Raw genomic sequence first — 23706 nt, 5'->3', positions numbered from 1 at the left:
TCGCTTGGTCCTTTATCTGGTGCCGTCATGCAAGCCGCTTCCCATCCCGCGATCCTCGCGCTGGTGTCCTACCTCGAACACGATGTACTACCCAGCATCGTGCTGGACACCGACTACAACATCCTGGCCGCCAATGCCGCATATCGTCGTCAGTTCGCCAGCCAGGACCACGCGCCCATCGGCCAGAAATGCCACCGGGTCTCGCACCACTATGCTGTGCCTTGTGATCAGGCTGGCGAGCATTGCCCGTTGCGCAAGTCACTGGACAGCAAGATGCCGGAGCGCGTGCTGCATATTCATCACACCCCCCGAGGCCCTGAGCATGTGGATGTAGAACTGCGCCCGATCCTCGATGACGAGGGCAGGGTGGTGGCGTTCGTCGAGCGTCTGACCAGCGTGACCCTGGCCTCCGCCCAGCCACAAGAGCAAGGGCTGGTCGGTCGGGCTCCTGCGTTCAAATCGGCGGTCGCCAGCCTGCAGCGGGCCGCACCGGCACAGATCCCGGTGCTGCTGCAGGGTGAGTCCGGTACTGGCAAGGAATTGTTCGCACGTGCCTTGCACTTGGGCAGCCCTCGGGCTAATGGTCCACTGGTGGTAGTGGACTGCACCGGTCTGACCGAGTCGTTGTTCGAGAGCGAGCTGTTCGGCTACGAGAAAGGTGCATTTACCGGTGCGACCCAACGCAAGATTGGCTTGGCCGAAGCCGCCCACGGGGGCACGCTGTTTCTCGACGAAATCGGTGAAGTGCCCTTGGCCATGCAGGTCAAACTGCTGCGTCTGATCGAGTCGGGCAGTTTCCGCCCGGTGGGCAGCACGCGAACGGTCCATTCGGATTTCCGCCTGGTTTCGGCGACTCACAAGCCCTTGAAGCAGATGGCTGCGGAAGGCTCCTTCCGTGAAGACCTGTATTACCGCATCAGCGGTTTTCCGATCCGCCTGCCTGCCTTGCGTGAGCGGGTAGAAGATCTGCCCCTGCTGTGTGAAAGCCTGTTGCAACGGATGGCGGGCAAACAGTCGCCACAGATGACCGCCGAAGCCCTGGATCGGCTTAGCCTGCATACCTTTCCGGGGAATATTCGCGAACTGCGCAACATTCTTGAGCGGGCCAGGTTATTTGCCGATGACGGGCTGATCCGCCCGGAGCACCTTCCGGAGGATATCTACCCTATGGTCGAGCCGACCGTTTCACGCGGACGTGGCCGTAAAGAGATGGCCGACCTGATACACGCATTGGAGACCTTCAAAGGGTCTCGAAGTGAACTGGCCGAGCATTTGGGGATGAGTGAACGGACCTTGTACAGGCGCCTGAAAGCGTTGGGTTTATAGAACGTTCCACGTGAAACACTTTCCTCCAGACAAAAAAAAGCCAACCCATAAGGATTGGCTTCTAATTGCTGCTTGCTAATCAGAAGTCCAGGTTGGACACCGACAGCGCATTGCTTTCAATGAAGTCGCGGCGCGGCTCGACCGCATCACCCATCAAGGTGTTGAACAGCTGGTCGGCAGCGATGGCATCTTCGATGGTCACCTTGAGCATACGACGCACGGTTGGGTCCATCGTGGTCTCCCACAGCTGGTCAGGGTTCATCTCGCCCAGACCTTTGTATCGCTGGATGGTGTGACGCTTGGTGGTTTCGTTCATCAGCCAGTCGAGAGCTTCCTTGAACTCGGTGACCGCCTTGCGACGCTCGCCACGCTGAACATAGGCGCCCTCACCCAGCAGGGTCGCCAGCTTGGCGCCCACCGCGACGACCGAGCGGTAGTCGTTGCTTCCGAAGAAGTCGCGGTTGAAGGTGACGTAGCTGGCCAGGCCGTGGGAGGTGACTTCCACTTCCGGCAGCCAGATGTTGCGCTCCTTGTCTTCGCGCAGGCTGGCCTGGTAGGTCAGGCCGGACTTCTGGCTGTTGTTCAGGCGCTCCTGGAATTTGCTCAGCCATGCCTGCATGCCTGCATGATCTGCCAGATGATCGAGGGTCACTTCCGGCAGGTAGATGAAGTGCTCGGTCAGCTCCTCCGGATACAGGCGCGACAGACGCTTGAGCGTTTTCATCACACCACGGAACTCGTTCACCAGCGCTTCGAGTTGCACGCCGGAAACGGCTGGCGCCGACTCGTCCAGGTGCAGGCTGGCATCCTCCAAGGCCGATTGGGTCATGTATTCTTCCATGGCCTCGTCGTCCTTGATGTACTGCTCCTGCTTGCCTTTCTTCACCTTGTACAGCGGCGGCTGAGCGATATAGATGTAGCCACGCTCGACCAGCTCCGGCAGCTGACGGAAGAAGAAGGTCAGCAGCAGGGTACGGATGTGCGAACCGTCAACGTCAGCATCGGTCATGATGATGATGTTGTGATAACGCAGCTTGTCGATGTTGTACTCTTCGCGACCGATGCCACAGCCCAGCGCGGTGATCAGCGTGCCCACTTCCTGGGAGGAGATCATCTTGTCGAAACGTGCTTTCTCGACGTTGAGAATCTTGCCCTTGAGCGGCAGGATCGCCTGGGTGCGACGGTTACGGCCTTGCTTGGCCGAGCCACCCGCGGAGTCACCCTCCACCAGGTAGAGTTCGGAAAGGGCAGGGTCCTTTTCCTGACAATCAGCGAGTTTGCCTGGCAGGCCGGCGATGTCCAACGCACCTTTGCGGCGGGTCATCTCACGTGCCTTTCGCGCCGCTTCACGGGCACGGGCAGCATCGATCATCTTGCCGACCACCGCCTTGGCTTCGTTGGGGTTTTCCAACAGGAAGTCGGCGAAGTACTTGTTCATCTCCTGTTCCACGGCGGTCTTCACCTCCGAGGAAACCAGCTTGTCCTTGGTCTGGGAGCTGAACTTCGGATCCGGCACCTTGACCGAAATGATTGCGGTCAGGCCTTCGCGGGCATCGTCACCGGTGGTCGCAACCTTGTTCTTCTTCGCCAGGCCTTCTTGCTCGATGTAGTTGTTCAGGCTACGCGTCAGCGAAGAACGGAAACCGACCAGGTGGGTACCGCCATCGCGCTGCGGAATGTTGTTGGTGAAGCACAGCAGGTTTTCGTTGAAACTGTCGTTCCACTGTAGGGCTACTTCGACACCCACGCCGTCATCACGCTGAACATTGAAGTGGAACACCTGGGAGTTGACCGGGGTCTTGTTGGTATTCAGGTATTCAACGAATGCACGCAGACCACCTTCGTACTTGAAGAACTCTTCCTTGCCGGTGCGTTCGTCCTTGAGCAGGATGCCGACGCCCGAGTTCAAGAATGACAGCTCGCGAATCCGCTTGGCCAGGATGTCCCAGCTGAAGTGGATGTTCTTGAAGGTTTCAGCCGAAGGCTTGAAGTGGATATGGGTGCCGGTGGTTTCGCTATCACCGACAACGGCCATAGGTGCCTGTGGAACTCCATGGACGTAGGTCTGCTCCCAGATCTTGCCGCTGCGGCGTACGGTCAGTACCAGCTTCTCGGACAGCGCGTTCACCACGGATACACCCACACCGTGCAGGCCACCGGAAACCTTGTAGGAGTTGTCATCGAATTTACCGCCTGCGTGCAGGACGGTCATGATGACCTCGGCAGCCGATACGCCTTCTTCCTTGTGAACATCGACAGGAATGCCGCGACCGTTGTCGCGAACACTGATGGATTCGTCTGGGTGAATGATGACAGTGATGTCGTCGCAGTGACCGGCGAGCGCTTCGTCGATCGAGTTATCGACCACTTCGAAGACCATGTGGTGCAGGCCGCTGCCATCATCGGTGTCGCCAATGTACATGCCGGGACGCTTGCGCACGGCATCCAGCCCTTTCAGCACCTTGATGCTGGAGGAGTCGTACGTTTGATTTTCGCTCATGCCTTCACTCCCGATGGTCGTGGGTCTGGGTGATACGGCCTTGTTCCACGTGGAACAAAGCAACTGGCGTTTCCGTCTGCCAGCCTTCCCTCAGTAATTCGTGATCTACACAGGTGATAAAAACCTGGCAGTGTAATTCTTCCAGCAAGCGGCATAGCGCACGGCGATGCTGCTCATCCAACTCGGACGGCAAGTCATCCACGAGATAAATACAATGACCGCGGCGAGCCTGGCTGACGAGGTGGCCTTGGGCAATCCGCAAGGCACACACCACGAGCTTCTGCTGGCCCCGTGAGAGGATGTCGGCGGCGTTGTTCGCACCCAGTCGAAGGCGCAAATCTGCACGCTGTGGGCCGGCCTGGGTATGGCCCATCTGCTGATCCCGAAGAAGAGAAGAGGCGAGTACTTCGTTGAGTTCCCGGTCCTTGTCCCAGCCTCGGTAGTAGCTCAGGGTCAACCCGTCCAGCTCCACCAGTTCGCTCAGGGTTCGCTCGAAGACAGGCTTCAAGGCCTTGATGTAGTTGCGACGGTATTCATCTATCTCCGCGCTGGCCAGGCACAATTCCCGGTCCCAGGCAGCTTGCGAAGCAGCGTCAAGTGTACCATGACGCAACCATGAGTTCCGCTGCCGCAGTGCCTTCTGCAGGCGCTGCCAGGCAGCCATGAACCGAGGTTCCACGTGGAACACTCCCCAATCCAGGAACTGCCGTCGAATCTTAGGGGCGCCTTCAAGCAGACGAAAACTGTCCGGGTTGATCAGCTGCAGCGGCAGCAACTCGGCTAACTGGGCCGTACTGCGCGCATTCTGCCCATCAATACGGATAGTGAATTCTCCCTGGCGATCCCTGGCAATGCCCAGGCTGCTGGTACCACCTTCGACAAGCTGAATCTCTCCAAATACCGTGCAGGTTGGCTGCTCGTATTGAATGACCGGGTTCAAGCGTGTACTGCGGAAGGACCGAGCCAACCCCAACAGGTGCACCGCCTCCAGCACACTGGTCTTGCCGCTGCCGTTGGCGCCGTAGAGGATATTGATGCGAGGAGAGGGAGAGAGAGTCACCGGGTGCAGGTTGCGCACCGCGGTGACCATGATACGTCGAAGGGACATTTGACCTGCTACAGGTTACAGGCGCATCGGCATGACGACGTACGAGGAATCATCGTTGCCGGCTTCCTGGAGCAGGGCGCTGCTGTTGGAGTCGGACAGGATCAGGCGCACCTGCTCCGTGGTCATGACCCCCAGCACGTCCAGCAGGTAGCTGACGTTGAACCCGATCTCCAGCGAACTGCCGGTGTAGTCGACGCTGATTTCTTCTTCCGCTTCTTCCTGCTCAGGGTTGTTGGCCTGGATCTTCAATTGGCCGGAAGCCAGCTGCAGGCGAATGCCCCGGTACTTTTCGTTGGACAGGATCGCGGTGCGGCTGAACGCTTCGCGCAGCGCCTGACGATCACCGATCACCAGCTTGTCGCCACCTTTAGGCAGGACACGCTCGTAGTCCGGGAACTTGCCATCGACCAGCTTCGACGTGAAGGTGAACTCACCGGTAGTCGCGCGAATGTGGTGCTGGCCCAAAACGATGCTGACCATGCCTTCCGGGTCAGTCAGCAGACGCGCCAGTTCCAAGATACCTTTGCGTGGAACGATGACCTGGTGACGTTCGGCCTGGCCGATCGCTGCCTGCATGGAGCACAGCGCCAAGCGGTGACCATCGGTGGCAACGGCGCGCAGAGTGTCGGTCGACACCTCCAGCAGCATACCATTGAGGTAATAGCGCACGTCCTGTTGGGCCATGGCGAAGCTGGTGCGTTCGATCAAGCGGCGCAGCTTGCTTTGCTCCAAGTTGCAGGTCAGCGAGCCAGGGCCTTCCTCGACAGTCGGGAAGTCATTGGCCGGCAGGGTCGACAGTGTAAAACGGCTGCGGCCTGCTTTTACCAACAGCTTCTGCTCGTCGACCTTGATATCGATCAGGACATCGTTGGGCAGGCTCTTGCAGATGTCCATCAGCTTGCGGGCCGGGACAGTGATCTCGCCAGGCTCCGCCGGCTCTTCCAGTTGCACGCGGCCAACCAGTTCGACTTCCAGGTCGGTACCGGTCAACGACAGTTGCTGGCCTTGTACGACCAGCAGCACGTTGGACAGGACCGGCAAGGTCTGGCGGCGCTCGACGACGCCTGCGACCAGTTGCAGGGGTTTCAACAGGGCTTCGCGTTGAATGGTGAAATGCATGGTCTAGTCCCTTGCCTTCAATTAGCTGCTCCGACGCCCATCAGGTCGTCAGCGTACGCAGCAGGTTCTTGTAGTCCTCGCGGATGTCCGCGTCGGATTCCTTCAATTCGTTGATCTTGCGGCAGGCGTGCAACACCGTGGTGTGGTCCCTACCGCCGAACATGTCGCCGATTTCCGGCAAGCTGTGGTTGGTCAGCTCCTTGGACAAGGCCATGGCGACCTGACGTGGGCGAGCGACAGACCGCGAACGCCGCTTGGACAACAGGTCGGCGATCTTGATCTTGTAGTACTCGGCCACGGTACGCTGGATGTTATCCACACTGACCAGCTTGTCCTGAAGCGCCAGCAGGTCCTTGAGCGATTCACGAATCAGCTCGATGGTGATGTCCCGGCCCATGAAGTGCGAATGAGCGATCACCCGTTTCAGTGCGCCTTCCAGCTCACGTACGTTGGAGCGAATGCGCTGGGCGATGAAGAACGCAGCGTCGTGGGGCAGCTCGACCTTGGCTTGGTCGGCCTTCTTCATGAGGATCGCCACGCGGGTTTCCAGCTCGGGAGGCTCGACGGCAACCGTCAGGCCCCAGCCGAAACGTGACTTCAGGCGCTCTTCCAGCCCTTCGATTTCCTTCGGATAGCGGTCACTGGTGAGGATCACCTGCTGACCACCCTCGAGCAGGGCGTTGAAGGTGTGGAAAAACTCTTCCTGGGAGCGCTCCTTGCGGGCAAAGAACTGGATATCGTCGATCAGCAGCGCATCGACGGAGCGATAGAAACGCTTGAACTCGTTGATTGCATTGAGCTGCAGCGCCTTGACCATGTCTGCCACGAACCGCTCGGAATGCAGGTAGACAACCTTGGCATTGGGGTTCTTCTTGAGCAGATGGTTACCCACAGCATGCATGAGGTGGGTTTTACCCAGGCCCACGCCACCATAAAGGAAGAGCGGGTTGTAGCCATGCTTAGGGTTGTCGGCGACCTGCCATGCAGCGGCACGGGCCAGTTGGTTCGATTTACCTTCGACAAAGGTCTCGAAGGTGAAGGTGCGGTTCAGGTAGCTGGTGTGCTTGAGGGCGCCTTCGACCTGAACGGTGCGCTGCTCGGTACGACCGGTGGTAGCCGGCGCCGAGGCGGAATCGCCCATGGCGTCGAAATTGTCACGCGAAGACGGCTCTTCGATCTCGAGGGCAGGGGCAAGCTCCAGCGCAGGCTCGACGACCGGTTCGCTGGCTGCGACGACCTGGGCTGGCTGTTGCACCTGGGTCTGCTGGGCCATGGATGCCGCCACGGCAGCACTGACCGGCGCATTGGGCGCGGCACGCGGCGCGGAGCTGCGGCGGCTACCTATTAATAAGGAAAGGGCAGGCGCGATGCCGCTGCCATGCTCGCCCAACAGTTCGAGCAGGCGGCCCAGGTATTTTTCATTGACCCAATCGAGAACGAAACGGTTGGGCGCATACACGCGCAACTCGTCGCCTTCGGCTTCGACCTGTAGCGGACGGATCCAGGTGTTGAATTGCTGGGCAGGCAGTTCATCGCGTAGAAGCTCCACGCACTGCTGCCAAAGTTCCACTGACACGGATATCCCCTGAGTTGAAAGCCGGATGAGGCAAAAAACAAACCGCCATTGTACCGGGAGGTCAGCCACTTATCCACATGTGGCAACGACTTGGGCCCGGACCAACCTCCCAAAACGTCACCCAAATGACCTCCTGCCGTGTGAATAAGGCCTGTGGATAACCGCGCCTGAGGCCTATGCACAACCCCAACCTCAAGACTGTTGATAACTTGGCTGTGGGTAACCATGCATTTAATCCACAGCTTTTCCGCGGGCACAGCACAGCGGGAGCACGCCTTACCGACAGGGTTTTGAATCTCTGTACAACGCATGAATTAAGGCCTTGAGGTGGTTATCCACAGCAGGTTATCCACCTAAGCTTTATAAGTTCTTCAGAAAAGCTTTTTATATGTCCTTCTTTTTTTCATGTTGTCTTCCCGTGAGGCGTTCGATCAAGCCAAAGGCACGAGCGCCGGGTCGCGCCTTCCATAAGCAAACGTTGGTTGGAAATTGACCTATGGGCTTGCTTTCTCTAGAATCGCCGATCTCTTAAAAAGGGGGCCATTCCGGCCCGTTGTCGACAAACCCAGGTAACACGCCATGAAACGTACTTTCCAACCAAGCACCATCAAGCGCGCCCGCACCCACGGCTTCCGTGCCCGTATGGCTACCAAGAACGGCCGCGCTGTTCTGTCGCGTCGTCGTGCCAAAGGCCGTAAGCGTCTGGCAATTTGATTTTTCGGCACAGGTGGTGAGTCAGGACTTCAGTCGGGACAAGCGACTGCTTACACCCCGGCATTTCAAAGCGGTCTTCGACTCCCCAACCGGCAAGGTTCCAGGGAAAAACCTGCTTATCCTTGCTCGCGAGAACGGCCTCGATCATCCACGCCTTGGCCTGGTGATCGGCAAGAAGAGCGTCAAGCTCGCCGTTCAACGCAATCGCCTCAAGCGCTTGATGCGCGATTCGTTCCGTCTGAACCAGCAAATGCTCGCTGGGCTGGACATCGTGATCGTCGCGCGCAAGGGATTGGGCGAGATTGAAAACCCAGAATTGCACCAACACTTTGGCAAGCTCTGGAAGCGACTGGTACGCAGTCGGCCCTCTCCAGCGGTTAATGCCGATTCCGCAGGGGTAGACAGTCACGATGCGTAAACTGGCACTCGTTCCGATCCAGTTTTACCGTTATGCCATTAGTCCACTGATGGCCAGCCACTGTCGTTTCTACCCCAGTTGCTCCTGTTACGCCTATGAAGCCATTGAAAACCATGGCCTCATGCGTGGTGGGTGGCTGGCCGTTCGTCGCCTGGGGCGTTGTCATCCGTGGAACGACGGTGGTTTCGATCCCGTTCCACCCGCTCCTTCCTCCCGAACTTCTTCGATAGCCGAGTAATCATGGATATTAAACGCACGATCCTGATCGTCGCCCTGGCAATCGTGTCCTACGTCATGGTCCTGAAATGGAACCAGGACTACGGCCAGGCTGCCTTGCCGACTCAGAATACTGCTGCCAGCAATGTTGCCCCGGCGTTGCCGGACACCGTGCCGGCCGGCAATAACGGCGCCAGTGCCGATGTGCCGAGCGCCAATGCTGAATCCAGCCCAGCCGAATTGGCGCCAGTTGCGGTCAGCAAGGACCTGGTACGGATCAAGACCGATGTCTTGGACCTGGCTATCGACCCGGTGGGTGGTGACATCGTCCAGCTGACCCTGCCCAAGTACCCGCGTCGTCAGGACCATCCGGACATTCCGTTCCAGCTGTTCGATAACGGCGGCGAGCGTGTTTACCTGGCACAGAGCGGCCTGACCGGCGCCAACGGCCCGGATGCCCGTGCCACCGGTCGCCCGCTGTATGCCTCCGAACGCAAGAGCTACCAGCTGGCCGATGGCCAGGATCAGCTGGTGGTCGACCTGAAGTTCAGCGAGAACGGTGTCAACTACATCAAGCGCTTCAGCTTCAAGCGCGGTGAGTACGACCTGACCGTCAGCTACCTGATCGACAACCAGAGCGCCCAGGCCTGGACCGGCAACCTGTTTGCCCAGCTCAAGCGTGACGCCAGTTCCGACCCTTCGTCGAGCACCGCCACCGGCACCGCCACCTACCTGGGTGCTGCCCTGTGGACAGCTTCGGAGCCGTACAAGAAAGTGTCGATGAAGGACATCGACAAGGGCAGTTTGAAAGAAAATGTGTCCGGCGGCTGGGTTGCCTGGCTGCAGCACTACTTCGTAACCGCCTGGATCCCGAGCAAGTCGGACAACAACGTCGTCCAGACCCGCAAGGACAGCCAGGGCAACTACATCATCGGCTACACCGGCCCGGCATTGAACGTACCTGCCGGCGCCAAGGCCGAAACCAGCGCCATGCTGTACGCCGGTCCGAAGATCCAGTCCAAGCTCAAGGAACTCTCCCCAGGCCTGGAACTGACCGTCGACTATGGCTTCCTGTGGTTTATCGCCCAGCCGATCTTCTGGCTGCTACAACATATCCACAGCCTGCTGGGCAACTGGGGCTGGTCGATCATCGTCCTGACCATGCTGATCAAGGGCCTGTTCTTCCCGCTGTCCGCCGCCAGCTACCGTTCGATGGCGCGCATGCGTGCCGTTGCGCCAAAACTGGCCCAGCTCAAGGAACGCTTCGGTGACGATCGCCAGAAGATGTCCCAGGCGATGATGGAGCTGTACAAGAAAGAGAAGATCAACCCGCTGGGCGGCTGCCTGCCGATCCTGGTGCAGATGCCAGTATTCCTGGCCCTGTACTGGGTGCTGCTGGAAAGCGTCGAGATGCGCCAGGCTCCGTGGATGCTGTGGATCACCGACCTGTCGATCAAGGATCCGTTCTTCATCCTGCCGATCATCATGGGCGCCACCATGTTCATCCAGCAGCGCCTGAACCCGACGCCGCCGGATCCAATGCAGGCGAAGGTCATGAAAATGATGCCGATCATCTTCACCTTCTTCTTCCTGTGGTTCCCTGCAGGCCTGGTGCTGTACTGGGTTGTGAACAACTGCCTGTCCATCGCGCAGCAGTGGTACATCACCCGTAGCATCGAGGCCGCGACCAAGAAAGCCGCTGCTTGACGGACGGCTACGCTGGTCTGTGAATAAAACGCCCCCTTGTGGGGCGTTTTTGCTATCTGTGTATTTTTCCTAGAGGTTTTCGAGCATGAACACTGTGCGTGAAACCATCGCGGCCATCGCCACCGCCCAAGGGCGAGGTGGGGTTGGCATCGTCAGGTTGTCGGGCCCGTTGGCCAGCCAGGCTGGACAGGCCATCACCGGCCGCACGCTGGCGCCACGTCATGCCCATTACGGACCGTTCCGCGACAGCGACGGGCTGGTACTGGACGAAGGCATCGCCTTGTTCTTCCCGGGGCCGAACTCCTTCACCGGCGAGGACGTCCTGGAGCTGCAAGGCCATGGCGGCCCGGTGGTCATGGACATGCTGCTGCAGCGCTGCCTGCAGTTGGGTTGCCGCCTGGCGCGCCCGGGCGAATTCAGCGAGCGGGCATTTCTCAACGACAAGCTCGACCTGGCCCAGGCCGAGGCGATCGCAGACCTGATCGAGGCCAGTTCCACCCAGGCGGCGCGCAATGCATTGCGATCGTTACAGGGCGCATTCTCCAAGCGCGTGCATGCGCTCACCGAAGCCCTGATCGCCCTGCGCATCTACGTAGAGGCGGCTATCGACTTTCCTGAGGAAGAAATCGACTTTCTTGCCGATGGCAATGTGTTGTCCATGCTGGATGCGGTTCGCGGTGAGTTGTCCACAGTCGAGCGCGAAGCTGGGCAGGGCGCCTTGTTGCGCGACGGCATGACCGTAGTCATCGCTGGGCGACCGAATGCTGGCAAATCGAGCCTGCTCAACCAGCTGGCGGGGCGTGAGGCGGCAATCGTCACCGATATCGCCGGCACCACCCGGGATATCCTGCGCGAACATATCCACATTGATGGCATGCCGCTTCATGTGGTCGACACGGCAGGCCTGCGCGACACCGACGACCATGTGGAAAAGATTGGCGTGGAACGGGCGCTCAAGGCCATAGGCGAGGCCGATCGTGTGCTTCTGGTGGTGGACTCCACGGCACCCGAGGCCAGCGATCCATTCGCCCTATGGCCGGAATTCCTCGACCAACGGCCGGATGTCGCCAAGGTGACCCTGATTCGCAACAAGGCCGACCTCAGTGGCGAGCAGGTCGGCTTGGAGCAGTGCGACGATGGCCATGTGACCATCACCTTGAGCGCCCGCGATACTGGCTTGGGGCTGGACTTGCTGCGCGATCACCTCAAGGCCTGCATGGGTTATGAGCAGACCGCCGAAAGCAGCTTCAGCGCCCGACGTCGGCATCTGGAAGCCCTGCGCCAGGCTGGCGCTCACCTCGAGCATGGCCGTGCCCAGCTGACACTGGCGGGCGCCGGGGAACTGCTGGCCGAGGACCTGCGCCAGGCGCAGCAGGCTCTGGGCGAAATCACCGGGGCCTTCAGCTCGGACGACCTGCTGGGGCGGATTTTCTCGAGTTTCTGCATCGGTAAATGATCCACAGCCCGGCAAGGCCCAAGGCCGCTCCTTCTGGAGCGGCTTTTTTTTGCCTGCGATTTGACCATGTGGGCGCCAGGTTCCCCGCGAATCAGCTCGAGGAGACCTTGCTCAATTTCATTCACAGGCCGAATGCTGCCCGCAGGAGCTCTGTGGAAAACTCGCCTTCAGCTCCGTTGATAACCGGCCTTTTTTGCTGAGGACAAACCGGCCTGTGGGTAAGCGGCACTTTAATCCACAGGTTAAACGCCGTTATCCAGAACCCTCACCCCCTGTCCAACACAGGGTTATGAATCGTTCTAGGCCTTGTCTCTACTGGGCTACATCAAGTTATCCACATGTGGATGGCTGCCTAAGAATAAACATAAAAACAAAGCTTTTTTAAATTTTTCCTCTTTGTTTTCTTTTGCCCGCCACTCATCCACAGCCTGGTCAAAATTTGCGCAAAAGGTTTCTTTAAGCGGGGGGAAGTCCCTATACTTGTCCACTTACCTTCTCTATTCGCAAAAACAGGCACGAGGTGCGTGGTGGATTTCCCTTCCCGTTTTGAAGTGATCGTCATCGGCGGCGGCCATGCCGGTACCGAGGCTGCGCTTGCGTCCGCACGCATGGGTGTGAAAACCCTGCTGCTGACCCATAACGTGGAAACCCTCGGTCACATGAGCTGCAACCCGGCCATCGGTGGCATCGGCAAAAGCCATCTGGTCAAGGAAATCGATGCGCTCGGCGGCGCGATGGCGCTGGCCACCGACAAGAGCGGCATTCAGTTCCGCATCCTGAACAACCGCAAGGGCCCGGCCGTGCGTGCCACCCGTGCACAGGCAGACCGCGCCATCTACAAGGCAGTGGTCCGCGAGATCCTGGAAAACCAGCCGAACCTGTGGATATTCCAGCAGTCCTGTGATGACCTGATCGTCGAGCAGGACCAGGTCAAGGGCGTGGTCACCCAGATGGGCCTGCGTTTCTTCGCCGACGCCGTGGTACTGACCACCGGCACCTTCCTCGGTGGGCTTATCCACATCGGCTTGCAGAACCATTCCGGTGGCCGTGCCGGCGACCCGCCCTCGATTGCCCTGGCCCACCGCATGCGTGAACTTCCGCTGCGCGTCGGTCGCTTGAAAACCGGTACCCCACCGCGTATCGACGGGCGTTCGGTGGATTTCTCGGTAATGACCGAACAGCCGGGCGACACGCCGATCCCAGTGATGTCGTTCATGGGCAATGCCCAGATGCACCCGCGCCAGGTGAGCTGCTGGATCACCCATACCAACGCGCGCACCCACGAAATCATTGCCTCGAACCTCGACCGCTCGCCCATGTACTCGGGCGTGATCGAAGGTGTCGGGCCGCGCTATTGCCCGTCGATCGAGGACAAGATCCACCGTTTCGCCGACAAGGAAAGCCACCAGGTGTTCATCGAGCCGGAAGGCCTGACCACCCACGAGCTGTACCCCAACGGCATTTCCACGTCGCTGCCGTTCGATGTGCAGCTGGAGCTGGTGCGTTCGATCCGCGGTATGGAAAACGCCCATATCGTGCGGCCGGGCTATGCCATCGAGTACGACTACTTCGACCCGCGTGACCTCAAGTACAGCCTGGAGACCAAGGTCATCGGCGGCTTGTTCTTCGCCGGTCAGATCAACGGCACCACCGGTTACGAAGAAGCCGGCGCCCAGGGTCTGCTGGCCGGCACCAACGCTGCGCTGCGCGCGCAGGGGCGCGAAAGCTGGTGCCCACGCCGTGACGAGGCATACATCGGCGTGCTGGTCGATGACCTGATCACCCTGGGTACCCAGGAGCCGTACCGCATGTTCACCTCGCGCGCCGAATACCGGCTGATCCTGCGCGAGGACAACGCCGACCTGCGCCTGACCGAGAAAGGCCGCGAACTCGGGTTGATCGACGATGTGCGCTGGGCAGCCTTCTGCGCCAAGCGCGAAGGCATCGAGCGTGAGGAACAGCGGTTGAAGTCGACCTGGGTGCGCCCGAACACCGAACAAGGCCAGGCCATTGTGGATAAGTTCGGCACGCCGCTGAGCCATGAATACAGCCTGCTCAACCTGCTGGCTCGCCCGGAAATCGACTACGCTGGGCTGGTCGAAGTGACCGGTGGGGAACAAATCGATCCACAGGTGGCCGAACAGGTCGAGATCAAGACCAAGTACGCCGGCTACATCGATCGCCAGCAGGAAGAGATTGCCCGTCTGCGTGCCAGCGAAGACACCCGCCTGCCTGTGGATATCGACTACACCACGATCTCCGGCCTGTCCAAGGAGATCCAGAGCAAGCTCGGCCAGACCCGTCCGCAAACCCTGGGCCAGGCGTCGCGCATCCCTGGCGTGACCCCGGCGGCGATTTCCCTGTTGCTGATTCATCTGAAGAAACGCGGCGCCGGCCGCGAATTGGAGCAAAGCGCTTGAGTTCCCTGGTCACCCCGCAACACGCAGAAGAGTTGTCCACAGGTGCGCGCCAGCTCGGTGTCGAGCTGAGCCCGCAGCAGCACGAGCAGCTGCTGGGTTACCTGGCCCTGCTGATCAAGTGGAACAAGGCCTACAACCTCACCGCCGTACGCGACCCCGACGAGATGGTGTCGCGCCACCTGCTCGACAGCCTGAGCGTGATGTCGTTTATCCACAGCGACACGCAACGTTGGCTCGATGTCGGCAGCGGTGGTGGCATGCCTGGCATCCCGCTGGCGATCCTGCATCCACACAAGCAGGTGACACTGCTCGACAGCAACGGCAAGAAAACCCGCTTCCTCACTCAGGTGAAAATGGAGCTGAAGCTGGACAACCTGGAGGTTATCCACAGCCGGGTCGAGGCGTTCCAGCCCCCGCAGCCGTTCTGCGGGATCATTTCGCGGGCCTTCAGCAGCATGGAGAATTTCACCAACTGGACGCGCCACCTGGGCGACGCGCGGACGCAATGGCTTGCAATGAAGGGGCTGCATCCTGCCGATGAACTGGTAGCATTGCCTGCAGACTTCACAGTGGAAAGCGAGCAGGCCCTGACCGTTCCGGGTTGCCAGGGCCAGCGCCATCTGCTGATACTGCGCCGCAAGGCATGACTGGGAACACACGCAACAATGGCTAAGGTATTCGCAATCGCGAACCAGAAGGGTGGTGTGGGCAAGACCACCACCTGTATCAATCTCGCCGCATCGCTGGCCGCGACCAAGCGCCGCGTGCTGCTGATCGACCTCGATCCGCAGGGCAACGCCACCATGGGCAGCGGTGTGGACAAGCACGAGCTCGAGCATTCGGTCTATGACCTGCTGATCGGGGAGTGCGACCTGGCCCAGGCGATGCATTTCTCCGAGCATGGCGGTTTCCAGCTGTTGCCGGCCAACCGCGACCTGACTGCCGCGGAAGTGGTGCTGCTCGAGATGCAGATGAAGGAGAGCCGCCTGCGCAATGCGTTGGCGCCGATTCGCGACAACTACGATTTCATTCTCATCGACTGCCCGCCTTCGCTGTCGATGCTGACCCTCAATGCCCTGGTCGCCTCCGATGGCGTGATCATCCCGATGCAGTGCGAGTACTACGCACTGGAAGGTCTCAGCGACCTTGTGGATAACATTAAGCGTATCGCTGCCCGCCTGAACCCGGAGCTGAAGATCGAGGGCTTGTTGCGGACCATGTACGACCCGCGCCTGAGTCTGAACAACGACGTTTCGGCCCAGCTCAAGGAACATTTCGGCAGCCAGCTGTACGACACGGTCATCCCGCGCAACATCCGCCTGGCCGAGGCGCCGAGTTTCGGCATGCCGGCCCTGGCCTACGACAAACAATCGCGTGGCGCGCTGGCCTACCTGGCCCTGGCTGGGGAACTGGTTCGCCGTCAACGCCGTCAATCACGCACTGCACAAACAACTTAAGGAATCCGCATGGCCGTTAAGAAACGGGGTCTCGGACGTGGGTTGGATGCACTGCTCAGTGGTCCCTCCGTCAGCACGCTCGAAGAGCAGGCTGTGAAGGTCGACCAGAAGGAACTGCAACACCTGCCGGTCGAGCTGATCCAGCGTGGCAAGTACCAGCCACGCCGTGACATGGACCCCGAAGCGCTGGAAGAACTGGCGCACTCGATTCGCAACCAGGGCGTGATGCAACCGATCGTGGTCCGCCCGATCGGCGAGAACCGCTACGAGATCATCGCCGGTGAACGCCGTTGGCGTGCCACCCAGCAGGCTGGCCTGGACACCATCCCGGCCATGGTCCGCGAGGTGCCCGACGAAGCGGCCATCGCCATGGCGCTGATCGAAAACATCCAGCGCGAGGACCTCAACCCTCTGGAAGAGGCCCTGGCGTTGCAGCGCCTGCAGCAGGAGTTCGAGCTGACCCAGCAACAGGTCGCCGATGCCGTGGGCAAGTCGCGGGTCACCGTGGCCAACCTGCTGCGGCTGATCTCGCTGCCCGAGGCGATCAAGACCATGCTCGCCCATGGCGACCTGGAGATGGGCCACGCCCGTGCACTGCTTGGGCTGGAGGAAGATCGCCAGGAAGAGGGGGCGCGGCATGTTGTCGCACGTGGCCTGACCGTACGCCAAACCGAAGCGCTGGTACGCCAGTGGCTCAACGGCAAATCTGATCCGGTCGAACAGGCCAAACCTGATCCGGATATCGCGCGCCTCGAACAGCGTCTGGCAGAGCGCCTGGGCTCGGCCGTGCAGATACGCCATGGCAACAAGGGCAAGGGCCAACTTGTAATTCGCTACAACTCCCTCGATGAGCTGCAAGGCGTGCTTGCTCACATCCGCTGAAACAATTCCCGTTGTAGCGCGCAGTCGGAAATCACTACGAAGAGTTGAATAGGGGTTAAACCACCCCTATACTCTGCGCGCATTTTGTCGGCACAAATTATGCCAAGTCATTGCTGACTTGACGGTCGACTTTCGAGGAGCAGTTGTGATGGAAATCCGCACGCCAAACCGCTTGCCTTTCCATCGCTGGGCGGTTTTTCCGGTGCTGCTGGCTCAATGTATCGTGTTTCTGCTGGCAACTCTGGTGTTGTGGCAGTGGCAAGGCGCGGTCAGCGGTTATTCAGGCCTCTGCGGAGGGTTGATCGCCTGGCTGCCCAATGTGTATTTCGCCTGGAAGGCATTTCGCTATAGCGGGGCCAGGGCAGCGCAGGCCATCGTCAAGTCGTTCTACGCGGGCGAGGCAGGCAAATTGATTTTGACGGCAGTGCTTTTTGCACTGACCTTCGCAGGAGTGAAGCCATTGGCGCCGTTAGCAGTATTCGGCGTCTTCCTGCTGACCCTACTGGTCAGCTGGTTCGCGCCCCTGCTGATGAATAAAAGACTTTCGAGACCTTAGGGCGTTTGAGGCAACCATGGCAGCAGAAACCGCTTCGGGCTATATCCAGCACCACTTGCAGAACCTGACCTACGGTCAACTACCAGACGGCAGCTGGGGCTTCGCCCATTCGGCTGCAGAAGCCAAGGCAATGGGCTTCTGGGCGTTCCACCTGGACACCCTGGGTTGGTCCGTCGCGCTGGGTCTGATCTTCCTGTTCATCTTCCGCATGGCGGCCAAGAAGGCGACTTCCGGCCAGCCTGGCGGCCTGCAGAACTTCGTCGAAGTGCTGGTGGACTTCGTCAACGGCAGCGTGAAGGACTCCTTCCACGGCCGCAGCCCGGTGATCGCCCCGCTGGCGCTGACCATCTTCGTCTGGGTATTCCTGATGAACGCCATCGACCTGGTACCGGTCGATTGGATTCCTCAGCTGGCCATCCTGATCTCCGGCGACCCGCACATCCCGTTCCGTGCCGTATCGACCACCGACCCGAACGCGACCCTGGCCATGGCCTTCTGCGTGTTCGCGCTGATCATCTTCTACAGCATCAAGGTCAAGGGCCTGGGCGGCTTCATCGGTGAGCTGACCCTGCACCCGTTCGGCAGCAAGAACATCTTCGTGCAGATCCTGCTGATCCCGGTGAACTTCCTGCTGGAATTCGTCACCCTGATCGCCAAGCCGATCTCCCTGGCACTGCGTCTGTTCGGCAACATGTACGCCGGCGAGCTGGTGTTCATCCTGATCGCCGTGATGTTCGGCGCCGGCATCCTGTGGCTCAGCGGCCTGGGTGTGGTGCTGCAGTGGGCGTGGGCTGTGTTCCACATCCTGATCATCACCCTGCAAGCCTTCATCTTCATGATGCTTACCATCGTCTACTTGTCGATGGCTCACGAAGATAACCATTAAGACCGCCTCGCGTGTCTGATAGCCTTCCCCGCCTGTTTGGGGGGAAGGCCAAAAACGTCCGCAAGGGCAGCTGTACCAAACGATTTGTTTTACCGCTTCAAACTAAAAACCTAACCAATACGACGTAAAAGTCGGGAGGAAAGATGGAAACTGTAGTTGGTCTGACCGCTATCGCTGTTGCTCTGCTGATCGGCCTGGGTGCTCTGGGTACCGCCATTGGTTTCGGCCTGCTGGGCGGCAAGTTCCTGGAAGGCGCTGCTCGTCAGCCTGAGATGGTTCCGATGCTGCAGGTCAAGATGTTCATCGTCGCCGGTCTGCTCGACGCCGTAACCATGATCGGTGTTGGTATCGCTCTGTTCTTCACCTTCGCGAACCCCTTCGTTGGTCAGATCGCCGGCTAATCACTCGTTCCCACGAGTTGATTGGTGTGATGGACAAAGACCGAGCGAGGTGTTGGCGTGAACATTAATGCAACCCTGATTGGCCAATCCGTTGCTTTCCTGATTTTTGTGCTCTTCTGCATGAAGTACGTATGGCCTCCGGTCATCACTGCCCTGCAAGAGCGCCAAAAGAAGATTGCCGACGGCTTGGACGCTGCCAACCGCGCAGCTCGCGACCTGGAGCTGGCCCAAGAGAAAGCGGGTCAGCAACTGCGTGAAGCAAAGGCACAGGCAGCCGAAATCATTGAGCAAAGCAAGAAACGCGCTGCTCAGCTTGTCGAGGAAGCCCGTGAACAGGCTCGCGTCGAAGCTGACCGTGTGAAGGCTCAGGCTCAAGCCGAGATCGAACAGGAACTCAACAGCGTCAAAGACGCCCTGCGTGCCCAAGTGGGTGCCCTGGCCGTTGGCGGTGCTGAAAAGATCCTTGGCGCCACAATCGATCAAAACGCGCATGCGGAGCTGGTTAACAAACTGGCCGCTGAAATTTAAGCGAGGGCGATCATGGCAGAACTGACCACGTTGGCCCGACCTTACGCTAAGGCTGCCTTTGAGCATGCCCAGGCCCATCAGCAACTGGCCAATTGGTCAGCCATGCTCGGCCTGGCTGCTGCGGTGTCGGAAGACGACACCATGCAGCGCCTGCTCAAGGCCCCGCGACTGACAAGCGCAGAAAAGGCCGCCGCATTCATTGAAGTCTGCGGTGACAAGTTCGATGCACAGGCACAGAATTTCATTCATGTTGCCGCGGAAAACGACCGTCTCCTGCTTCTGCCGGAGATTGCGGCTCTGTTCGACCTGTACAAGGCCGAGCAAGAGAAGTCCGTGGACGTGGAAGTCACCAGTGCTTTTGCGTTGAACCAAGAACAGCAAGACAAACTCGCCAAGGTTCTCAGTGCACGGCTCAGCCGGGAAGTGCGCCTGCACGCGTCGGAGGATGCCAACCTGATCGGCGGCGTCGTCATCCGCGCCGGCGACCTGGTAATCGATGGCTCGGTTCGCGGCAAGATCGCGAAACTGGCCGAAGCATTGAAATCTTGAGTTTGAAGGGGCAGCAGAGCAATGCAGCAACTCAATCCTTCCGAAATTAGTGAAATCATCAAGGGTCGCATCGAGAAGCTCGATGTCGGCTCCCAAGCCCGTAACGAAGGTACCGTCGTAAGCGTTTCCGACGGTATCGTGCGGATCCACGGTCTGGCCGACGTCATGTACGGCGAAATGATCGAGTTCCCGGGCGGCGTATACGGTATGGCACTGAACCTGGAGCAAGACTCCGTAGGTGCGGTGGTACTGGGTGCGTACACCTCCCTCGCCGAGGGCATGAGCGCCAAGTGCACCGGTCGCATCCTCGAAGTGCCGGTCGGCAAGGGCCTGCTGGGCCGCGTCGTTGACGCGCTGGGCAACCCGATCGATGGTAAAGGTCCTCTGACCACCACCGAAACCGACGCGGTCGAAAAGGTCGCTCCGGGCGTTATCTGGCGTAAGTCGGTAGACCAGCCTGTACAGACCGGCTACAAGTCGGTCGACGCCATGATCCCGGTTGGCCGTGGCCAGCGCGAGCTGATCATCGGTGACCGTCAGATCGGTAAGACCGCCATGGCGGTCGACGCGATCATCAACCAGAAAGACAGCGGCATCTTCTGCGTCTACGTGGCCGTCGGCCAGAAGCAGTCGACCATCGCCAACGTCGTTCGCAAGCTGGAAGAAGCCGGCGCCCTGGCCAACACCATCGTTGTTGCCGCCAGCGCCTCGGAATCCGCCGCACTGCAGTTCCTGGCTCCGTACGCCGGCTGCACCATGGGCGAATACTTCCGTGACCGCGGTGAAGACGCACTGATCGTTTACGATGACCTGTCCAAGCAGGCCGTTGCCTACCGTCAGATCTCCCTGCTGCTGCGCCGTCCGCCAGGACGTGAAGCTTATCCAGGCGACGTGTTCTATCTCCACTCCCGTCTGCTGGAGCGTGCATCGCGCGTTTCCGAAGAGTACGTCGAGAAGTTCACCAACGGTGCCGTAACTGGCAAGACCGGTTCCCTGACCGCTCTGCCGATCATCGAAACCCAGGCTGGCGACGTTTCCGCGTTCGTTCCGACCAACGTGATCTCGATCACCGACGGTCAGATCTTCCTGGAATCGGCCATGTTCAACTCGGGCATCCGCCCTGCAGTGAACGCCGGTGTTTCGGTATCCCGCGTAGGTGGTGCCGCTCAGACCAAGATCATCAAGAAGCTGTCCGGTGGTATCCGTACCGCTCTGGCTCAGTACCGTGAACTGGCGGCATTCGCCCAGTTCGCTTCTGACTTGGACGAGGCTACCCGCAAGCAGCTGGAGCATGGTCAGCGCGTTACCGAGCTGATGAAGCAGAAGCAGTACGCTCCGATGTCCATCGCGGACATGGCGCTGTCGCTGTACGCCGCTGAGCGTGGCTTCCTGACCGACGTAGAAGTCTCCAAGGTCGGTAGCTTCGAGCAAGCACTGATCGCCTACTTCCACCGTGATCACGCCGAACTGATGGCGAAGATCAACGTGAAGGGTGACTTCAACGACGAAATCGACGCTGGTATCAAAGCCGGTATCGAGAAGTTCAAGGCCACCCAGACCTGGTAAGCCGCAGCGGGGGCCCTGGCCCCCGCTTGCTAACCTGATAGGTGATACATGGCAGGCGCAAAAGAGATTCGCAGTAAGATTGCGAGCATCAAAAGCACGCAAAAAATTACCAGCGCCATGGAGAAAGTGGCGGTCAGCAAGATGCGCAAGGCTCAACTGCGCATGGCTGCTAGCCGTCCTTACGCGGAGCGTATCCGCCAGGTGATCGGTCATCTGGCCAACGCCAACCCGGAATACCGCCACCCGTTCATGATCGAGCGCCCTGTAAAGCGTGCCGGTTATATCGTGGTGAGCAGTGACCGTGGTCTGTGCGGTGGCTTGAACACCAACCTGTTCAAGGCCCTGGTCAAGGACATGAACGAAAACCGCGAACAGGGCGTGGAAATCGACCTGTGCGTGATCGGCAGCAAGGGTGCGGCTTTCTTCCGCAACTTTGGCGGCAACGTCGTAGCCGCGATCAGCCACTTGGGCGAAGAGCCATCGATCAACGATCTGATCGGCTCCGTCAAGGTGATGCTGGACGCCTACCTGGACGGCCGTATCGATCGCCTTTCGGTGGTTTCGAACAAGTTCATCAACACCATGACCCAAAAGCCGACGGTCGAGCAATTGGTACCGTTGGTGGCAACCCCGGATCAGGAACTCAAGCATCACTGGGACTACCTGTACGAACCCGACGCAAAAGAGCTGCTGGACGGCTTGATGGTGCGTTACGTGGAGTCGCAGGTGTACCAGGCGGTGGTCGAGAACAACGCTGCTGAACAAGCGGCCCGGATGATCGCCATGAAGAACGCCACAGACAACGCCGGTGACCTGATCAGCGAACTCCAGCTGATCTACAACAAGGCGCGTCAGGCTGCGATCACCCAGGAGATCTCGGAAATCGTCGGCGGCGCTGCCGCGGTTTAACGGTTCAAATATTCAGAGGATCCAGCTATGAGTAGCGGACGTATCGTTCAAATCATCGGCGCCGTCATCGACGTGGAATTCCCACGTGACGTCGTGCCGAGTGTTTACAACGCGCTGAAAGTACAAGGCGCGGAAACCACCCTGGAAGTTCAGCAGCAGCTGGGCGACGGCGTGGTTCGTACCATTGCGATGGGCTCCACCGAAGGCCTGAAGCGCGGTCTGGATGTCGTCGACACCGGCGCTGCCATTTCCGTTCCGGTTGGTAAGGCCACTCTGGGCCGTATCATGGACGTTCTGGGCAACCCGATCGACGAAGCTGGCCCGATCGGCGAAGAAGAGCGTCGTGGCATCCACCAGAAAGCCCCTTCGTTCGCTGACCAGGCAGGCGGCAACGACCTGCTGGAAACCGGCATCAAGGTTATCGACCTGGTCTGCCCGTTCGCCAAGGGTGGTAAGGTTGGTCTGTTCGGTGGCGCCGGCGTCGGCAAGACCGTGAACATGATGGAACTGATCCGTAACATCGCCATCGAGCACAGCGGTTACTCCGTATTCGCCGGTGTGGGTGAGCGTACTCGTGAGGGTAACGACTTCTACCACGAGATGAAGGACTCCAACGTTCTCGACAAGGTAGCGCTGGTCTACGGTCAGATGAACGAGCCACCAGGAAACCGTCTGCGCGTAGCGCTGACCGGCCTGACCATGGCTGAGAAGTTCCGTGACGAAGGTAACGACGTTCTGCTGTTCGTCGACAACATCTATCGTTACACCCTGGCCGGTACCGAAGTATCCGCACTGCTGGGCCGTATGCCTTCGGCAGTAGGTTACCAGCCGACCCTGGCCGAAGAGATGGGCGTTCTGCAAGAGCGTATTACTTCGACCAAAGAAGGTTCGATCACCTCGATCCAGGCCGTTTACGTTCCTGCGGACGACTTGACCGACCCATCGCCTGCCACCACCTTCGCCCACCTGGACGCCACCGTCGTTCTGTCCCGTGACATCGCCTCCCTGGGTATCTACCCAGCGGTCGATCCACTGGACTCGACTTCGCGCCAGCTGGACCCGAACGTGATCGGCAACGAGCACTACGAAACTGCCCGTCAGGTCCAGTATGTTCTGCAGCGCTACAAAGAGCTGAAGGACATCATCGCGATCCTGGGTATGGACGAACTGTCCGAAGCCGACAAGCAACTGGTAGCCCGTGCTCGTAAGATCCAGCGCTTCCTGTCGCAGCCGTTCTTCGTGGCCGAAGTCTTCACCGGTTCGCCAGGCAAGTACGTTTCCCTGAAAGACACCATCGCTGGCTTCAGCGGCATCCTCAAAGGTGACTACGACCACCTGCCAGAACAAGCGTTCTACATGGTCGGCAGCATCGACGAAGCGATCGAGAAAGCCAAGAAACTGTAATCCCGGCG

Annotated in this window: 22 protein-coding genes; 18 read left to right on the top strand and 4 right to left on the bottom strand. The window is 59.5% G+C overall.

Features of this window, described 5'->3' with window-relative positions; translation table 11 throughout:
- The first annotated feature begins 27 nt into the window (after positions 1-27).
- A complete protein-coding gene (locus ACNFCI_RS04515; protein ID WP_368828717.1) occupies positions 28-1326 on the top strand; it encodes a sigma-54 interaction domain-containing protein in 1299 nt (432 codons plus the stop codon).
- A gap of 79 nt (positions 1327-1405) precedes the next feature.
- Here the strand turns inward: ACNFCI_RS04515 and gyrB are convergent, their stop codons facing one another.
- From gyrB to dnaA, 4 genes are read right to left on the bottom strand one after another with little or no spacing between them, the layout of a single operon-like run.
- Entirely contained in the window at positions 1406-3826 is a 2421-nt protein-coding gene (gene gyrB / locus ACNFCI_RS04510) for a DNA topoisomerase (ATP-hydrolyzing) subunit B (protein ID WP_368828718.1), read from the bottom strand.
- A gap of 4 nt (positions 3827-3830) precedes the next feature.
- On the bottom strand, positions 3831-4934 hold the full coding sequence (gene recF, locus ACNFCI_RS04505) for a DNA replication/repair protein RecF (RefSeq protein WP_416767501.1): 1104 nt from the start codon (positions 4932-4934) through the stop codon (positions 3831-3833).
- Positions 4935-4949: 15 nt separating this feature from the next.
- A complete protein-coding gene (gene dnaN, locus ACNFCI_RS04500; protein WP_084855251.1) occupies positions 4950-6053 on the bottom strand; it encodes a DNA polymerase III subunit beta in 1104 nt (367 codons plus the stop codon).
- A gap of 40 nt (positions 6054-6093) precedes the next feature.
- The gene (gene dnaA / locus ACNFCI_RS04495; RefSeq protein WP_084855252.1) at positions 6094-7629 is read right to left on the bottom strand and encodes a chromosomal replication initiator protein DnaA; all 1536 of its coding nucleotides are present in this window, start codon (positions 7627-7629) and stop codon (positions 6094-6096) included.
- 579 nt (positions 7630-8208) lie between these two features.
- Between dnaA and rpmH the strand changes: the two genes are divergently transcribed.
- The 17 genes from rpmH to atpD all read left to right on the top strand — a co-directional run bounded on the left by rpmH (position 8209) and on the right by atpD (position 23698).
- Positions 8209-8343, top strand: coding sequence for a 50S ribosomal protein L34 (rpmH, locus tag ACNFCI_RS04490; RefSeq protein ID WP_003253163.1), 135 nt, complete (start codon positions 8209-8211; stop codon positions 8341-8343).
- A gap of 13 nt (positions 8344-8356) precedes the next feature.
- Positions 8357-8761 (top strand): ribonuclease P protein component, encoded by a 405-nt coding sequence (gene rnpA, locus ACNFCI_RS04485; protein ID WP_084855253.1) that lies wholly within the window; start codon positions 8357-8359, stop codon positions 8759-8761.
- Entirely contained in the window at positions 8754-8999 is a 246-nt protein-coding gene (gene yidD, locus ACNFCI_RS04480; protein WP_084855254.1) for a membrane protein insertion efficiency factor YidD, read from the top strand. Before rnpA ends, yidD begins: the two co-directional genes overlap by 8 nt.
- Before the next feature lie 2 nt (positions 9000-9001).
- A complete protein-coding gene (gene yidC, locus ACNFCI_RS04475; protein ID WP_084855255.1) occupies positions 9002-10684 on the top strand; it encodes a membrane protein insertase YidC in 1683 nt (560 codons plus the stop codon).
- 85 nt (positions 10685-10769) lie between these two features.
- The gene (gene mnmE, locus ACNFCI_RS04470; protein WP_084855256.1) at positions 10770-12140 is read left to right on the top strand and encodes a tRNA uridine-5-carboxymethylaminomethyl(34) synthesis GTPase MnmE; all 1371 of its coding nucleotides are present in this window, start codon (positions 10770-10772) and stop codon (positions 12138-12140) included.
- Positions 12141-12667: 527 nt separating this feature from the next.
- Positions 12668-14560 carry a tRNA uridine-5-carboxymethylaminomethyl(34) synthesis enzyme MnmG gene (gene mnmG / locus ACNFCI_RS04465; protein ID WP_224457475.1) on the top strand — a complete coding sequence of 631 codons (1893 nt, stop codon included), beginning with the start codon at positions 12668-12670 and terminating at the stop codon, positions 14558-14560.
- A complete protein-coding gene (gene rsmG / locus ACNFCI_RS04460) occupies positions 14557-15207 on the top strand; it encodes a 16S rRNA (guanine(527)-N(7))-methyltransferase RsmG (protein WP_084855258.1) in 651 nt (216 codons plus the stop codon). Before mnmG ends, rsmG begins: the two co-directional genes overlap by 4 nt.
- Before the next feature lie 18 nt (positions 15208-15225).
- Entirely contained in the window at positions 15226-16017 is a 792-nt protein-coding gene (locus tag ACNFCI_RS04455; RefSeq protein ID WP_084855259.1) for a ParA family protein, read from the top strand.
- A 9-nt stretch (positions 16018-16026) separates the two neighbouring features.
- A complete protein-coding gene (locus tag ACNFCI_RS04450) occupies positions 16027-16899 on the top strand; it encodes a ParB/RepB/Spo0J family partition protein (protein WP_084855260.1) in 873 nt (290 codons plus the stop codon).
- Positions 16900-17047: 148 nt separating this feature from the next.
- Positions 17048-17455 carry a F0F1 ATP synthase subunit I gene (locus ACNFCI_RS04445; protein ID WP_084855261.1) on the top strand — a complete coding sequence of 136 codons (408 nt, stop codon included), beginning with the start codon at positions 17048-17050 and terminating at the stop codon, positions 17453-17455.
- 16 nt (positions 17456-17471) lie between these two features.
- A complete protein-coding gene (gene atpB / locus ACNFCI_RS04440; protein WP_023383137.1) occupies positions 17472-18341 on the top strand; it encodes a F0F1 ATP synthase subunit A in 870 nt (289 codons plus the stop codon).
- 143 nt (positions 18342-18484) lie between these two features.
- Positions 18485-18742, top strand: coding sequence for a F0F1 ATP synthase subunit C (gene atpE / locus ACNFCI_RS04435; RefSeq protein ID WP_003097235.1), 258 nt, complete (start codon positions 18485-18487; stop codon positions 18740-18742).
- Between the two features lie 57 nt (positions 18743-18799).
- Complete coding sequence (locus ACNFCI_RS04430; RefSeq protein WP_023383136.1) at positions 18800-19270, top strand: F0F1 ATP synthase subunit B; 471 nt, start codon at positions 18800-18802, stop codon at positions 19268-19270.
- Between the two features lie 12 nt (positions 19271-19282).
- The gene (locus ACNFCI_RS04425; RefSeq protein ID WP_416767498.1) at positions 19283-19819 is read left to right on the top strand and encodes a F0F1 ATP synthase subunit delta; all 537 of its coding nucleotides are present in this window, start codon (positions 19283-19285) and stop codon (positions 19817-19819) included.
- 21 nt (positions 19820-19840) lie between these two features.
- The gene (gene atpA / locus ACNFCI_RS04420; protein WP_084855262.1) at positions 19841-21385 is read left to right on the top strand and encodes a F0F1 ATP synthase subunit alpha; all 1545 of its coding nucleotides are present in this window, start codon (positions 19841-19843) and stop codon (positions 21383-21385) included.
- A 48-nt stretch (positions 21386-21433) separates the two neighbouring features.
- Positions 21434-22294: a F0F1 ATP synthase subunit gamma gene (gene atpG / locus ACNFCI_RS04415; RefSeq protein ID WP_084855263.1), complete on the top strand. Its 861-nt coding sequence runs from the start codon at positions 21434-21436 to the stop codon at positions 22292-22294.
- 27 nt (positions 22295-22321) lie between these two features.
- On the top strand, positions 22322-23698 hold the full coding sequence (gene atpD, locus ACNFCI_RS04410; RefSeq protein WP_023383132.1) for a F0F1 ATP synthase subunit beta: 1377 nt from the start codon (positions 22322-22324) through the stop codon (positions 23696-23698).
- Positions 23699-23706: the final 8 nt, after the last annotated feature.

This window comes from Pseudomonas sp. NY15356, from assembly GCF_048068175.1.
Lineage (GTDB): Bacteria > Pseudomonadota > Gammaproteobacteria > Pseudomonadales > Pseudomonadaceae > Aquipseudomonas > Aquipseudomonas putida_K.
The sequence above is the reverse complement of the archived record's forward strand: the minus strand, read 5'-3'. Positions and strand labels throughout refer to the sequence as shown.

Excerpts from the sequence above, each read along its gene's own strand:
- ACNFCI_RS04515 (WP_368828717.1), top strand. The coding sequence starts at position 28 with ATGCAAGCCGCTTCCCATCCCGCGATCCTCGCGCTGGTGTCCTACCTC.
- gyrB (WP_368828718.1), bottom strand. The coding sequence starts at position 3,826 with ATGAGCGAAAATCAAACGTACGACTCCTCCAGCATCAAGGTGCTGAAA.
- recF (WP_416767501.1), bottom strand. The coding sequence starts at position 4,934 with ATGTCCCTTCGACGTATCATGGTCACCGCGGTGCGCAACCTGCACCCG.
- dnaN (WP_084855251.1), bottom strand. The coding sequence starts at position 6,053 with ATGCATTTCACCATTCAACGCGAAGCCCTGTTGAAACCCCTGCAACTG.
- rpmH (WP_003253163.1), top strand. The coding sequence starts at position 8,209 with ATGAAACGTACTTTCCAACCAAGCACCATCAAGCGCGCCCGCACCCAC.
- yidD (WP_084855254.1), top strand. The coding sequence starts at position 8,754 with ATGCGTAAACTGGCACTCGTTCCGATCCAGTTTTACCGTTATGCCATT.
- yidC (WP_084855255.1), top strand. The coding sequence starts at position 9,002 with ATGGATATTAAACGCACGATCCTGATCGTCGCCCTGGCAATCGTGTCC.
- mnmE (WP_084855256.1), top strand. The coding sequence starts at position 10,770 with ATGAACACTGTGCGTGAAACCATCGCGGCCATCGCCACCGCCCAAGGG.
- ACNFCI_RS04455 (WP_084855259.1), top strand. The coding sequence starts at position 15,226 with ATGGCTAAGGTATTCGCAATCGCGAACCAGAAGGGTGGTGTGGGCAAG.
- ACNFCI_RS04450 (WP_084855260.1), top strand. The coding sequence starts at position 16,027 with ATGGCCGTTAAGAAACGGGGTCTCGGACGTGGGTTGGATGCACTGCTC.
- ACNFCI_RS04445 (WP_084855261.1), top strand. The coding sequence starts at position 17,048 with ATGGAAATCCGCACGCCAAACCGCTTGCCTTTCCATCGCTGGGCGGTT.
- atpB (WP_023383137.1), top strand. The coding sequence starts at position 17,472 with ATGGCAGCAGAAACCGCTTCGGGCTATATCCAGCACCACTTGCAGAAC.
- atpE (WP_003097235.1), top strand. The coding sequence starts at position 18,485 with ATGGAAACTGTAGTTGGTCTGACCGCTATCGCTGTTGCTCTGCTGATC.
- ACNFCI_RS04425 (WP_416767498.1), top strand. The coding sequence starts at position 19,283 with ATGGCAGAACTGACCACGTTGGCCCGACCTTACGCTAAGGCTGCCTTT.
- atpA (WP_084855262.1), top strand. The coding sequence starts at position 19,841 with ATGCAGCAACTCAATCCTTCCGAAATTAGTGAAATCATCAAGGGTCGC.
- atpG (WP_084855263.1), top strand. The coding sequence starts at position 21,434 with ATGGCAGGCGCAAAAGAGATTCGCAGTAAGATTGCGAGCATCAAAAGC.
- atpD (WP_023383132.1), top strand. The coding sequence starts at position 22,322 with ATGAGTAGCGGACGTATCGTTCAAATCATCGGCGCCGTCATCGACGTG.